This is a genomic window from Chryseobacterium sp. (assembly GCF_029240215.1).
GTDB lineage: Bacteria > Bacteroidota > Bacteroidia > Flavobacteriales > Weeksellaceae > Chryseobacterium.
In genome coordinates, this window is the sequence record NZ_JARBTK010000002.1 from 69,546 (window position 1) to 81,783 (window position 12,238).

A 12,238-nucleotide genomic window follows, 5' to 3' on the forward strand; every position below is an offset into this window, starting at 1 on the left:
TAAGCAATTCATTTATCTCGTCTGTATTTCTTCGAAATGACAAAGTGTTAGAAATCCGTCACCCAATTAACTCCCTCGCTTGCGCCATCGCCGCCTCCGTAATCTTGCTTCCGGAAAGCAATTGTGCAATCTCGTTAAGTTTCTCATCTTCACTTAAAGTGATAATCGTAGACTGTGTTTTGCCGTTAATATCTTCTTTTACAACTTTATAATTATCATTTCCTTTTGCAGCAACTTGCGCTAAATGAGAAATGACAATCAACTGCATATCCTGAGACATTTCACGCATTAGATTTCCGATTTCTTCGGCAACTTTTCCAGAAACTCCGGTGTCGATTTCGTCTAAAATAAGCGTGGGAAGCATATCGCTTTCAGCAATGATTTTCTTTACAGCCAACATAACACGCGATCTTTCACCCCCGGAAATAGCAGTCTGAATAGGCTTTAAAGGAAAACCTGAATTTGCCTGAAACAAAAGTTGAATATTTTCTTTCCCGAATTGATTGAATTCAGGAACGTCAATTAATTCAATGTCTACTTTTGCTTTTTCAAGCCCCAATTTTTTCAGTAAATCCTCCGCTTTTTTAATAAAAACAGGAACACTTTTCTTTCTGTTTTTTGAAAGTTTTTCGGCTAAAGACTGAAGTGATTTTTCTTTTTTAGCAATATTGATTTCAATCTCGGCAATGTATGCTTCAATTTCTGCTGTTCCTTTTTGTTCGCCTGATAACTGATCTCTGATTTCTTTTAATTCATTAAGATCAGAAGCATTATGTTTAAGGAAAAGGGCGTTGATTTTATTATTCAGTTCAGAAAGTATCGCTAAATTTTCCGGATTGATCTCAATTTTGTCAGCTTCATCTTCTAATTCCTGAAGAATATCTTTTAGCTCAACAAAAGAACCTTCGAGCCTTTCATCTAATTCAGAAAAAGAATGAGAAACTTCAGCAATTTTTGACAATTTATTTTTTGCTTCATTAAAGAAAGAAAGAATTCCGATTTCTTCCTGGTGAAATCTTGAGAGAATCTGAGCGATATTTTCGGAAATCATTCCTGCATTTTCCTGCACAGAAAGATGATTTTGCAACTCGTCATAATCTACATCATCAAGTTTTAAATCTTCTAATTCATTCAAAAGAAACTGTTTGTAATCACTTTCTTTCGTATTTTCTGAAAGTTGTATCTGGAATTTTTTAAGCTGAGTTTTTAAACTTTGAAATTCTAAAAAATCCTGTTGATACTCTTCAATGATCTTTTTATTCTCAGAAAGTCCGTCAATGATTTTAAACTGATAATCTGCTGTAAAAAGATTAGACGTTTCAAACTGTGAATGAATATCGATCAATTGTGAAGTGAGTTCTTTCAGAACATCCAAAGTTACCGGAACATCATTGATAAATGCTCTGGATTTTCCGGACGGTAAAATTTCTCGTCTGATAATCGTTTGATGCTCGTAATCGAGATCGTTTTCGATAAAGAATTTTTTAAACTGATTATTCAGGTCAAATTCTGTTTCAACGATACTCTTTTCTTCAGTTTTTGAGATCGATTTTAAGTCTGCTCTTTCTCCTAATATCAATCGAAGGGCACCCAAAATAATAGATTTCCCCGCTCCCGTTTCACCGGTAATTACCTGTAAACCATTTTTTAAAGATACATCGAGTGCATCAATAAGGGCAAAATTTTTAATGTATATTCTCGAAAGCATGATCAGTAGCAGATTACTTAAATTACTGCAAATATAAAATTTTAGAATTCAGAATTCAAGAATAAGATGTTTTTACTTCCATTTATTCCATCTGGTATCGGTATACTTAGGTGCAAAAATAATCATCAATTGTTTTAGATCATTCAAAACAATTCCGCCGTTGTTTCCGGAATTAAAAATATTGAATATCTCGTCATATTTTGTATTGATAAATGTATTGAAGAAATAATTCTGCTGAAATGAGTTTTCATAAGTTTTCAACTGCATCAATGCATCAAAAATAATTTTCTTAGGCTGAGTCTGATCCTGATTAAACATCCCGTCTAAACCAGCTCGGTGATAAGTATACATCGTCTGACGAAGCTGATTCATGTTTGGGTTTAAAATCTCACCAATAAGAATAGAACGGCTTCTCGGATCGTTGATTTGTCCCCAACCTTCATAACCACGATTTTGAGAATTTTGTGCAATTTGCTGGGCTTTGCTGAACCACTGTGTTCCACCTGAAGACTGGAAGCTGTCGGCATCGTAACCCAAAATCAGGTATACATAGAAACTGATAACATCAATTAAATTTTTTCCTGAAAACTGTCTTTCATTAAAAATTAAATTTTCGTTTTCAACATAGTCAAAAGCAAATTTCGTATCCTGAAGATTGATAAGCGGAGATTCGTAAGATGAGCTGAAAACCGGGCGAACTGCTTGTATAACAATACTTCCCTTATATTTATTGCCATCTCGTTCGCTTAAAACAATCGCAAAATTTGACTTTATTTTTTCAAAATTCTGAAGCTTTTTACCCGTCCAGCTTGTATTGTTGACAAAATCTCTAAGACTTTTTTCCAAAGCTTTAAAAGCTTGCTGATTACTTCCTCCCAATTGTTGAGCATTCACCTGAACCGTTGTCAAAAGCTCCTGAGAGAAACTGAAATTGAAAAACAGAAGTAAAAATAAAAGTATTGTATATTTTTTCATTATGATCTAAATGTTGAGAACGGAAATTTATAAAATTTATTTTAAAATCTGAGCTTCAATGCAATCGAGAATGTCTTTTGCTACATTTTCTTTTGATTTGAGGTCAAATTCTATTTTCTCCGTTTTGGTAAATATTTTTATTTTGTTGGTGTCTTGTTTAAAACCTGCGCCTTCGTCACGAAGTGAGTTTAAAACAATCATATCAAGATTTTTTTTCTCCAGTTTTCCTTTTGCGTTTTCTTCTTCGTTTTGAGTTTCGAGAGCAAATCCAACTAAAAATTGATTTGTTTTTTTCTCTCCCATCGTTTTCAGAATATCGGGATTTTTAATCAATTCTATAGTGAAAGTATCTTCGTTTTTTTTAATTTTTTCTGAAGCGACTTCCTTTGGAGCATAATCAGCAACGGCTGCACTTGCAATTCCAATATCAATTCCGTCATAGAATTCAAATACTTTGTCGAGCATTTGTTTCGCAGAAACTACTCTGTGAAGCTGAATGTTTTCATGTTTTGAATTCAAAGAACTTGGTCCGGAAATCAAGATCACTTTTGCACCACGTTTTGCCGCCTCTTCAGCTAAAGAAAACCCCATTTTCCCTGACGAATGATTTCCTATAAATCTTACAGGATCAAGTGCTTCATAAGTTGGTCCCGCTGTAATTAAAACCGTTTTGCCTTGAAGTGATTTCTTTTCATTTAAACTAAAAAAATCTTCTATCGCTTTTGAAATGGTTTCCGGTTCAGCCATTCTTCCCTGTCCGATTAATCCGCTTGCCAATTCTCCATTTTCGGCCGGAATTATAATGTGCCCATAATCTTCTGCCAATTCTAAATTCTGTCTTGTCGACGGATGTTGATACATATCCAAATCCATTGCAGGTGCTATGAAAACAGGACATTTTGCAGACATATAGGTTGCAATCATTAAATTATCACAAATCCCATGAACCATCTTGGCTAAAGTATTTGCCGTACAAGGTGCCATAACAATTACATCTGCCCAAAGTGCCAGTTCTACATGACTGTTCCAGGTACCGTTATCACCATAAAAATCTGTATAAACCGGATTTTTAGATAAAGTAGAAAGACTCAGTTTCGTTACAAAATTTTCTGCATCAGGAGACATGATGACCTGAACTTCTGCTCCTTTTTTGACAAAATCTCTGATGAGAAAATGAATTTTGTAGGCAGCAATTCCTCCAGAAACGGCAATGAGAATTTTTTTCCCGGAAATATTCATGTAGATTATTTTTAAAGCACTAAAATACTTCTTTTTTCTAAGAATGGAAACTTGTAGCAACAGCAAAGGTCATAAAGAAAATAATTTCTTTATGACCTTCATTTATAAAAAATCACCTGAGTGATTAGTTTCTCTCTTCAGTCTTTCTAAAGTACACTTCACCGTCTAGCCATTCCTGGATAGCAATAGAAGTTGGTTTTGGAAGCTTTTCGTAATGTTTAGAGATCTCAATTTGTTCTCTGTTTTCGAAAACTTCTTCTAATGTAGAATTGTGAACTGCAAACTCGTCTAATTTATTGTGTAATTCAGTACGGATTTCTGCATTGATCTGCTCAGCTCTTTTCCCCATGATAACAATAGCTTCATAGATTGACCCTACGTTTGCTTCAATCTTGTCTTTATCGTAAGTAATAGTATTTACTTCTGCTTTGGTATCTTTTACACTCATTTTCAGAAAATTATTTATTTATAAGATGGCAAATTTACGAATTATCTTTGGATTCTGAAAGTCGCCGCCGGAGGAGGTGTCTGCAACGCTGCGCTATCTCTCTGAATCTGCATTGCCTGTTTTTCATTTGACACCTGATCTTTAATCTGCTGCTCAGTTTTTGATTGCTCAGCCAATTTATCAGCTACTTTTTTCTGTCTTGCAGTAAGAACCGCAATTCTTTCTTCAGTCTGTTTTTTTACAACTACAAAATCCTTTTTTTCTTTTTCAAGTTTTTCTCTCAGATCTACAGCTGTTTTAGAATATTCTGTATTTGGAAGTTCTTTTTCGACCTGTTTTGTGAAAGATAATGCACTTTCGATACGCTCATCTTTTAGATCATATACAGAATTCTGTGCAAGTAAATAACGAGACTTCATCATATAATCATAGATTTTTGGACGAAGTTTTGTACTTGGAAAATCTTCTAAAACATTTTCAAAAGCTGCACTTGTAGATTTATAATCAGCCATTTTGAAATACTGTTTTGCATTTTCGTAGGCTTTAAATTCTAATTTATAAGACAACTCATCAATCAAAGTATTGATGTTTTTTGATCTTTCAGAATTTGGATAATTAGTTAAAAAATCCTGAAGTTCATTGATTGCCAACTCCGTACTTGACTGATCTAGGTTATAATCCATAGATCCGTTGTAGTAACATAAAGCCGACATATAAGATGCTTCTTCTTTTCTGTTATCCTGAGGAAAACTTACTGCAAAGTTTTTGAACTGGTGACCAGCAAGTTTGTAGTTTTTATCGTAATAATTGGCATACGCAGAATTGAAAACCACGTTTGGGGCATCATCTGTACCTGCAACAAGATTCGGAAGTCTGTCGTAAAGAGCCAAAGCATTTTTCCATTTCTTTTTAGCGAAATTTTCATTGGCAGCTTTCAGGATAAAATTTTTATCCGCGCTTTTCATCGCTTTATCTTGCTGACTTGTGCATGCCGAAATGACAGCTATGGCAAAAATACCTAAAATATATTTCTTCATATAAAATTCAACAGTTTTCGGTTTTACCGACCTATTAATTTGCAAAAATATAACTTTTTTGCTAAAAGATTTTTTTTTATGATTATTTAACGCAAAATTAGTCGGCTGCGTATCCCAAAACTGCAAAAACATTCATTAAAAGATTCATTCTCACTTTTCTTTCGGCTTCTTTGGCGTAAGATTCGTCATCTTTATGGGGAACATATAATTCGTAAAAGTTTTTGTTACGGATAACGAAAAGTGTAGATCCAATAATGGTTGTTAAAATATCTTCAGGTTTTGGAGTAAAGGTAAAAACTCCTGAAGTCACCCCTTTTTTGATGACTTCATCCAATTTTTTAACAAATAACTGGTAAAAATCTAAAAGTTCATCTTTAAGATTTTCCGTATGGCGTAATTCCTGAGTGACAAATCCGTGAAAATAATTGTATTTAAATAATTGAGCAACGATATATTTAATCATTTCTTTCATCTGCATTTCAGGTTTTCCATCTTTTATGGTGTCTGCAAATTCAGAAAAATTTTCTCTCGTTTTTAATACACGATATTGATAAAGATAAGACATCATCTTTTCTTTGGACCCAAAATAATAGGAAATCATCGCAACATTGATGTTGGCTTTCGAACATATATCTCTTACCGAAGTGCCTTCATATCCCTTTTTAGCAATCAACTCTTCGGCTATATCTAAAATATGGATCTGTTTGTCTGTAAATTTTTTTCCCATATATCGTTGTTTTAGTAAAGTTAAGAAATTTTTAACGTATTCGTAAACGAACGTTTAATAATTTCAATGAACTTTTAATTTATTGTATTTTTGATCATGGATTTTTTTGATTTTCATCATCACAAGAAAAATATACGCAACGGAATTTACAATTTAGATATTGAAAAAAATCCGCCGGATTTTTATTATTCTGCGGGAATTCATCCTCAAGACATTCAACCTGAAAATATTGATAATCAATTCAAATGGTTAAAATCTGTTATTAATAAAAATTGTTTTGCCATCGGAGAATGCGGTTTGGATGGCATAGTTTCCGTAGATATAAAAATTCAGGAAGAAGTTTTTTTAAGACAGATTCAATTAGCGAACGAAGTTGAGAAACCTTTGATCATTCATTGTGTAAGAAAATTTTATGAAGTCATTTCTTTCAGAAAAAAATCTGCACAGGCGATGATCATCCATGGCTTTAATAAAAAACAAAGTGTTGCAGATGATCTTCTGAAGAATAATTTTTATCTGAGTTTTGGGAAAGCTGTTTTGTATCATCTATCTTTGCAGGATACTTTGAAAACCGTTCCTTTAGATAAGCTGTTTTTAGAAACTGATAATGATGATTTTAATATTGAAGAATTGTATCAGAAAGTTTCAGAAATCAAGGAAATCTCAATAGAACGACTTCAACAACAGATTGTAGAAAATTTAGAAACGATAAAAAATGGATAAGTTTTGGCTGGAAAGAACGGAACTTCTGATCAAAGAAGAAGGCATTGAAAAACTGAACAATGCAACTGTTCTCGTAGTAGGTTTAGGCGGTGTAGGATCTTTTGCTGCCGAGTTTCTGGCAAGAGCCGGAATTGGAAAAATGACAATTGTAGACGGTGACACCGTAGATATTACGAATATCAACCGACAGCTTCCTGCACTTCATTCAACCGTAGGAAAACACAAAGTGGAAGTGGTAGCTGAAAGACTGATGGATATTAATCCTCAGCTGGATTTAGTGAAAATTAACGAATTTCTAAATCCCGAAAGAATGGCCGAAGTTTTAGACGCAGGTAAATTTGATTATGTTTTAGACTGTATTGACAGCATCACGCCAAAAGTGAGCTTAATCATTGCCGCAAAGCGAAGAAAAATCAAAATTGTAAGCTCAATGGGAGCAGGCGGAAAATCCGACCCTTCGAAAGTCATGGTAAGAGACATCCACAAGACAGCAGAATGCCATCTTGCAAAACAGGTAAGAAAAAGGCTCAAGAAAGAAAAGATTGACAAAGGAATCCGTTGTGTTTTTTCAAGTGAAATTCAGGACGAGAGCAGCCTTAAAATGACTGACGGAAGCAATTTTAAAAGATCTTTTTATGGTACAATAAGCTTTATTCCTGCGATTTTCGGATTGTATGCTGCTGCGGAAGTCATCAATCAATTAGTGAAAAAGACGGATGCAGAACTTTAAATATCCTAAAGCGGAAAAACTCAAGAAAAAAGATGAGATTACGTTGCTTTTCGAGAAAGGCAAGTGGAAAAACAGTGGAAACCTGAGAATTATCATTTTGAAAAACCATCCGGATTTGTTGACCGATAATGTCAAACTGGGCGTTTCCGTTTCTAAAAGATATTTTAAAAAAGCGGTTCACAGAAACCGTATCAAAAGACTTTTGAGAGAATGCTATCGTCTGAATAAGGAATTATTTAAAGAATGTTTTGGAGAAAAAACTACGGCGATGTTGTTTTGGGTTTCTCCGGAATTGCCTGAGAAGTTTCAGGATGTTGAGGCACAGTTTATCAAATTGTGCCAGTCGCAGAAGAGGGCTTGAGTTTTTCGCACGGATTGAGCGGATTTTGCAGATTTCATTCAGAAAAAAAAGACTCTTTGCCATTCCGAAGGAATCTAAGCATCTAAAATAAGCGTTGTTGAGATTCCTACAGAATGACAAACATATCTTAAAAATATCTAAATTGTATTAAACTATACTTTTAAAAGCAACTTTTGCCACTTCGAAGTTTTGTAAGAAATTCTAATAATCTTTTATAATTTTTTGTAGCTTTAAGCAAACAATTGACGAATAAAATGTTAGATCAAGTTCCTTATTTACCTTATGTTCTGAGTGCTTTCATCGGCATCGGTTTAGCGGCGGCTTCAGGTTTCAGAGTGTTTTTACCGATGTTTGCGGTGAGTTTAGCATCTTATTTTCACTGGATTCCTATAAGCGAAAGTTTTGAATGGCTATCGAGTTTACCTGCATTAATCACCACCGGAATTGCCATGATTGCAGAAATTCTAGCCTACTATATTCCTTTTGTTGATCATTTGCTAGACACGATTTCGATACCGATGGCGACAGTTGCAGGATCTATATTATTTGCAAGTCAGTTTACCGAGTTGGGAACATTTCCACAATGGGCTTTGGCATTGATTGCGGGTGGCGGAACAGCAGCAACAATCAGTTCCGGGTTTGCGGGAATTCGTGCAGCTTCAACGGCGACAACAGGCGGATTAGGAAATTCTGTGGTAGGAACTACAGAAACAGCAGGAGCAGGAATCATGTCTATTCTGGCAATGGCAGCGCCTTTTATTGCAGCGGTTTTTGCAATTATAACTTTGATTCTTGTCATTGTTTTCGGCCGAAAAGCATGGAAAAAATTGAGAAAAAGAAAACAGTTGAATTCTACAAACTTATAAAAAAACAAAACGGCAGAAATTGAATTTCTGCCGTTTTGTTTTTAATGTAATCAAAGTTTAATTTTTGCTTCTGTTATCTTTGATTTCCTGAATTTTCGTTTCAAAATATTCTTTTCTGTCAGGAAATTTATTAGATAAAACTAAAAATGCATTGACTGCTTTTGAATATAGTTTTTGTTCGATATACAAATTGGCTAAAGTCTCTGTCATCAAGTGCGAAATATCATCTGTTTTTTCTTTAACAACAAAATTAACCTCATCTTTTAACTGACTGATTTTAGGATTATTTTCAATAAATGATTCGATCACTTTATTTTTAATCTCAGTTTTATCAACAGGAGTTTCTTCAGCCCGATCAATTTTCAACCAGTTTTGCCATGTATTGATAAATCCTGGAACGTTGCTGTCATCAATCTTTTGCTGAGCAATTTTCGCCTCTTCGTCTTTGGCATCTGCTTTTTCTTTTTGGTCAGATTTATAGGATAAACCTAAGCTCGCAATATCAGATCCGAAAAACGAAACATTCATCACAGGCACTTCACCATTTTGTTTTTCGGGAGTTTCTTCTGCTTTAGTTTCTTCCAGCTCATGAAAACCATCCACAGATTCTACAGTTTCAGGTGTATATTCAACTAATGGTTCAGATATTGGAGTCTCTTCAACCTTTTGAACTTCGTCTTTTGGTTGATGTACTTCAATTGGTTTGTTGAGTAAAGAATCAGGACGGCTTGCTTCAAAGCTCATTGGTTTCCATGAAGAATTTATAGGTATTTCCGGTTCTGAAATATCTTCTTTAGCATCAATATTCTCCTCAGATTTTTCTTCTTCAAGTTTCTCTTCAACAATCGACTCAGCTTCTTTTACAACAACTTCTTCTGCTGTTTTTTGTTCTTCACCTACATGAAAAGCCTGAGTTTCTGCAAAACTGATATCGTGACTGATTTCCTCTTCTTTAATTTCTACTTTTTCAGGCGCATTCTCCTTTCTTTCCTTCATCCTTTTCTCAACCTCTTCTATCAAACGGCGCATTTCATCTTCATGCTTGTTGACATTCGATTTTGGAGTTTCAGACTGTGTGTTTTCTTCGGTTTTGTTTGATTCTATTTTCACTTCAGGAAGGAAAGAATCTGTTCCGTGAAAACTTAATTCAGAATCATCATTAATTTTTTCTGCAACTTGCTCAGACTCTATTTTTTGTTCCTCAATAATGAGTTCGGGATTTAAAACTTCTTTGGTTTCTTCTATTTTAATTAAATCAGATTCTATTGAAGATTTAATTATTTCTTCCTTATTTTCAGTGTCAGCAGAGAAAGTCTCAACTTTTTGAAAGCTTATTTCAGCTTCATCATTTATTTTTTCTGAATCTATTTTATCTTCATTAATAATAACTTCAGAGTTTGGAGTTTCAGCTTCTTCAGTTTTATCTAAATCAGATTCAGTTAAAATTTCTTCTAAATTTAATTCAGCATTATCTGTAATTTCTTCAACCTGTGTTTCCGCTAAAGCCGGAGAGTTATTAATTTCTGCTTCAGAAGAAGTTCCCGTCAATTCTTCAGCAACAATCGCTTCTTCTTTATCAGTTTCAGTCAGATTATTTTGATTAGAAACTGATTTCTGAGTAACAATGACTCCCGATTCTAAAGTTGATTCTAGGTCGATAGTATCATTATTATCTTCGTTCAGGAAATTTTCTTCGCCCTCAAATAAAATCCTGTTTCTTTCGCCGTCGACAATGAGATGTTTTATTTCCGGTTTTTCAGAAATTAATCCTTCAGTAACTGCTTCATAATCATGACCAGACAAACTCCTTGGTTCACTTCTTACTTGAGTTTCTACCAGAGTTTCATTCTCTACAACATTTTCATTTTCTGAAACTGGGGTTTCAATTGATTTTTCACCAATATTTTTTTCAATTGGATCAATAATTTGAGGTTTTACCTGAATTTTACCATTAATAAGCTGATACAAAATCTTCTTATCTGTAGTATACGCAGCTGTGGAAGAAAGCACTTTCTGATAGTTTTCTTTATCATAAAGATGAACCCCATAAAGATGTAAAGCTCTGATATTCTGAATATAGGGGAAAGAATTAATTTCCTCTTTCAAAAGATGCAGATCTTCTGATTGAATATTTTTCGGATTTTTTAATAATTCTAAAACTCTAGTATTCATCATCTTACCAATTCGCTACGATGTCGTTAAAAATTTTGTTGATAATTCTGTCGGTTGCAATTTTCACCTGAGACGTTTCGATCTGACTTTGAGATAAACTGCTGTTGAAAACCGCCTCATCACTATAGGTTCTGTCAAAACTCACATCGGGATGCAGCTTGTTTTCATAATGTACTTTCACCGTGATCGTCAGTTTGTTCTGAGAATCCTGAATCACTCCCGCCGATGTATTTTGAGTTGTAGAACTGATTGTTGTCGGAGTAATTGAATAATCGGTAATTTCACCTTCGATCAGAATATCAGGATTTTGTTTAGTTCCTTTCAGAGTGGTACGCTGAACAAATCTGTTTTGAATATCTGTTGAAAACTGCTGTGATAATGTAGGATTTACCAATGCTGAATTATTCGGAAATTCGTTGATCTGCACAGTTTTTTCATCGGTTAATGATGAACCTGTAAAACTGTAGCAAGAATTTAAAAGTCCTACACAAATAATTAAAAGAAAAAGGTTTTTCAGCTGACTCATTATAAAGTATTTAATCTTAATATTTTTCCTTGATTCCAATTTCTGAAATCTCGTCATGCTCGATCTGTGTTAAAGCATCTTCGTAAGCAAAATAATTGGCTGTATAAACAAATGGCAAAGTAAGAAACAAACCGATACCGCACGCAATAATTCCTATCTGAGAAAGAATGCCCACGACTAGAGAGAACAAAAAGATTGACAGTAAATTACCCTGTGTCATGATCTTAGAAGCGTTCCATGCAGTTTTGATGTCTGTCACATTTTTGAATGAGATCAAAGCAGGAATATAAAATCCTTTTAATGCAAAATATAAAATCGCTGCATACATAAGGATTATATAAGGAACCATTATCACTGAAACCCATCCAGATGGCTCTTCGCCAGCTAAAGCTCCCGCTAAAATCATTATTATGGCTAAAGGAATGTAAATTACAATGATTCCCCCAATAATGATTAACTGAAGAATAAAATAAGGCATAAATTTCTCGAAATTAAAAATATCTCCAGGACTTGCCTGTTGACCTTTATTTAATTTTCTAAGATACTGATAAAAATTTCCGGCACCCAACATTCCACAGAATGGAATAATTGCCATAACGAAGCAGCATAAAAATGCTACAAAAATGTTTCCGAAATCTTTTTTCAAGAGCTCAAAACCTTTGCTCATGTAATCTCCAAGTTTAAAATTGATTGGTTTTGCTGTAAAATTTACATTCATAATTCTGT

The 12,238-nt window shown here is 34.1% G+C and carries 13 protein-coding genes; 4 read left to right on the top strand and 9 right to left on the bottom strand.

The genetic code is table 11. The features are described from left to right. Window positions 1-58: 58 nt before the first annotated feature. The 6 genes from K0R77_RS04205 to K0R77_RS04230 all read right to left on the bottom strand — a co-directional run bounded on the left by K0R77_RS04205 (window position 59) and on the right by K0R77_RS04230 (window position 6,134). Complete coding sequence (locus tag K0R77_RS04205; protein ID WP_300348907.1) at window positions 59-1,708, bottom strand: DNA repair protein RecN; 1,650 nt, start codon at window positions 1,706-1,708, stop codon at window positions 59-61. 72 nt (window positions 1,709-1,780) lie between these two features. Beyond that, on the bottom strand, window positions 1,781-2,683 hold the full coding sequence (locus tag K0R77_RS04210; RefSeq protein WP_300348909.1) for a DUF4835 family protein: 903 nt from the start codon (window positions 2,681-2,683) through the stop codon (window positions 1,781-1,783). Window positions 2,684-2,719: 36 nt separating this feature from the next. Next, complete coding sequence (coaBC, locus tag K0R77_RS04215; protein WP_300348911.1) at window positions 2,720-3,922, bottom strand: bifunctional phosphopantothenoylcysteine decarboxylase/phosphopantothenate--cysteine ligase CoaBC; 1,203 nt, start codon at window positions 3,920-3,922, stop codon at window positions 2,720-2,722. A gap of 124 nt (window positions 3,923-4,046) precedes the next feature. After that, on the bottom strand, window positions 4,047-4,370 hold the full coding sequence (locus tag K0R77_RS04220) for a DNA-directed RNA polymerase subunit omega (RefSeq protein ID WP_050377732.1): 324 nt from the start codon (window positions 4,368-4,370) through the stop codon (window positions 4,047-4,049). Window positions 4,371-4,411: 41 nt separating this feature from the next. Then, on the bottom strand, window positions 4,412-5,407 hold the full coding sequence (locus tag K0R77_RS04225) for an outer membrane protein assembly factor BamD (RefSeq protein WP_300348917.1): 996 nt from the start codon (window positions 5,405-5,407) through the stop codon (window positions 4,412-4,414). 97 nt (window positions 5,408-5,504) lie between these two features. Next, window positions 5,505-6,134: a TetR/AcrR family transcriptional regulator gene (locus K0R77_RS04230; protein ID WP_300348920.1), complete on the bottom strand. Its 630-nt coding sequence runs from the start codon at window positions 6,132-6,134 to the stop codon at window positions 5,505-5,507. Between the two features lie 96 nt (window positions 6,135-6,230). On the opposite strand from K0R77_RS04230, the gene K0R77_RS04235 reads away from it, so the two are divergent. From K0R77_RS04235 to K0R77_RS04250, 4 genes are all read left to right on the top strand, one after another. Further along, window positions 6,231-6,857: a TatD family hydrolase gene (locus tag K0R77_RS04235; protein WP_300348923.1), complete on the top strand. Its 627-nt coding sequence runs from the start codon at window positions 6,231-6,233 to the stop codon at window positions 6,855-6,857. After that, complete coding sequence (locus K0R77_RS04240; RefSeq protein WP_300348926.1) at window positions 6,850-7,587, top strand: tRNA threonylcarbamoyladenosine dehydratase; 738 nt, start codon at window positions 6,850-6,852, stop codon at window positions 7,585-7,587. The genes K0R77_RS04235 and K0R77_RS04240 overlap by 8 nt, the downstream gene beginning before the upstream one ends. Beyond that, complete coding sequence (gene rnpA / locus K0R77_RS04245) at window positions 7,574-7,948, top strand: ribonuclease P protein component (protein WP_300348928.1); 375 nt, start codon at window positions 7,574-7,576, stop codon at window positions 7,946-7,948. The genes K0R77_RS04240 and rnpA overlap by 14 nt, the downstream gene beginning before the upstream one ends. Before the next feature lie 254 nt (window positions 7,949-8,202). Further along, on the top strand, window positions 8,203-8,814 hold the full coding sequence (locus K0R77_RS04250; RefSeq protein ID WP_300348931.1) for a DUF4126 domain-containing protein: 612 nt from the start codon (window positions 8,203-8,205) through the stop codon (window positions 8,812-8,814). Window positions 8,815-8,871: 57 nt separating this feature from the next. On the opposite strand, the gene K0R77_RS04255 is transcribed toward K0R77_RS04250, so the two are convergent. The 3 genes from K0R77_RS04255 to K0R77_RS04265 are packed head-to-tail and all read right to left on the bottom strand — an operon-like array spanning window position 8,872 to window position 12,230. Beyond that, window positions 8,872-10,989 carry a hypothetical protein gene (locus K0R77_RS04255; RefSeq protein ID WP_300348934.1) on the bottom strand — a complete coding sequence of 706 codons (2,118 nt, stop codon included), beginning with the start codon at window positions 10,987-10,989 and terminating at the stop codon, window positions 8,872-8,874. 1 nt (window position 10,990) lies between these two features. Then, complete coding sequence (gene lptE, locus K0R77_RS04260; RefSeq protein ID WP_300348937.1) at window positions 10,991-11,512, bottom strand: LPS assembly lipoprotein LptE; 522 nt, start codon at window positions 11,510-11,512, stop codon at window positions 10,991-10,993. Window positions 11,513-11,528: 16 nt separating this feature from the next. Then, complete coding sequence (locus K0R77_RS04265; protein WP_300348940.1) at window positions 11,529-12,230, bottom strand: hypothetical protein; 702 nt, start codon at window positions 12,228-12,230, stop codon at window positions 11,529-11,531. Between the last annotated feature and the right edge of the window lie 8 nt (window positions 12,231-12,238).

Coding starts and splice junctions, on each gene's coding strand:
- K0R77_RS04240 (WP_300348926.1), top strand. CDS start 6,850: ATGGATAAGTTTTGGCTGGAAAGAACGGAACTTCTGATCAAAGAAGAA.
- coaBC (WP_300348911.1), bottom strand. CDS start 3,922: ATGAATATTTCCGGGAAAAAAATTCTCATTGCCGTTTCTGGAGGAATT.
- K0R77_RS04225 (WP_300348917.1), bottom strand. CDS start 5,407: ATGAAGAAATATATTTTAGGTATTTTTGCCATAGCTGTCATTTCGGCA.
- K0R77_RS04205 (WP_300348907.1), bottom strand. CDS start 1,708: ATGCTTTCGAGAATATACATTAAAAATTTTGCCCTTATTGATGCACTC.
- K0R77_RS04265 (WP_300348940.1), bottom strand. CDS start 12,230: ATGAATGTAAATTTTACAGCAAAACCAATCAATTTTAAACTTGGAGAT.
- K0R77_RS04210 (WP_300348909.1), bottom strand. CDS start 2,683: ATGAAAAAATATACAATACTTTTATTTTTACTTCTGTTTTTCAATTTC.
- lptE (WP_300348937.1), bottom strand. CDS start 11,512: ATGAGTCAGCTGAAAAACCTTTTTCTTTTAATTATTTGTGTAGGACTT.
- K0R77_RS04255 (WP_300348934.1), bottom strand. CDS start 10,989: ATGATGAATACTAGAGTTTTAGAATTATTAAAAAATCCGAAAAATATT.
- K0R77_RS04235 (WP_300348923.1), top strand. CDS start 6,231: ATGGATTTTTTTGATTTTCATCATCACAAGAAAAATATACGCAACGGA.
- K0R77_RS04220 (WP_050377732.1), bottom strand. CDS start 4,370: ATGAGTGTAAAAGATACCAAAGCAGAAGTAAATACTATTACTTACGAT.
- K0R77_RS04250 (WP_300348931.1), top strand. CDS start 8,203: ATGTTAGATCAAGTTCCTTATTTACCTTATGTTCTGAGTGCTTTCATC.
- rnpA (WP_300348928.1), top strand. CDS start 7,574: ATGCAGAACTTTAAATATCCTAAAGCGGAAAAACTCAAGAAAAAAGAT.
- K0R77_RS04230 (WP_300348920.1), bottom strand. CDS start 6,134: ATGGGAAAAAAATTTACAGACAAACAGATCCATATTTTAGATATAGCC.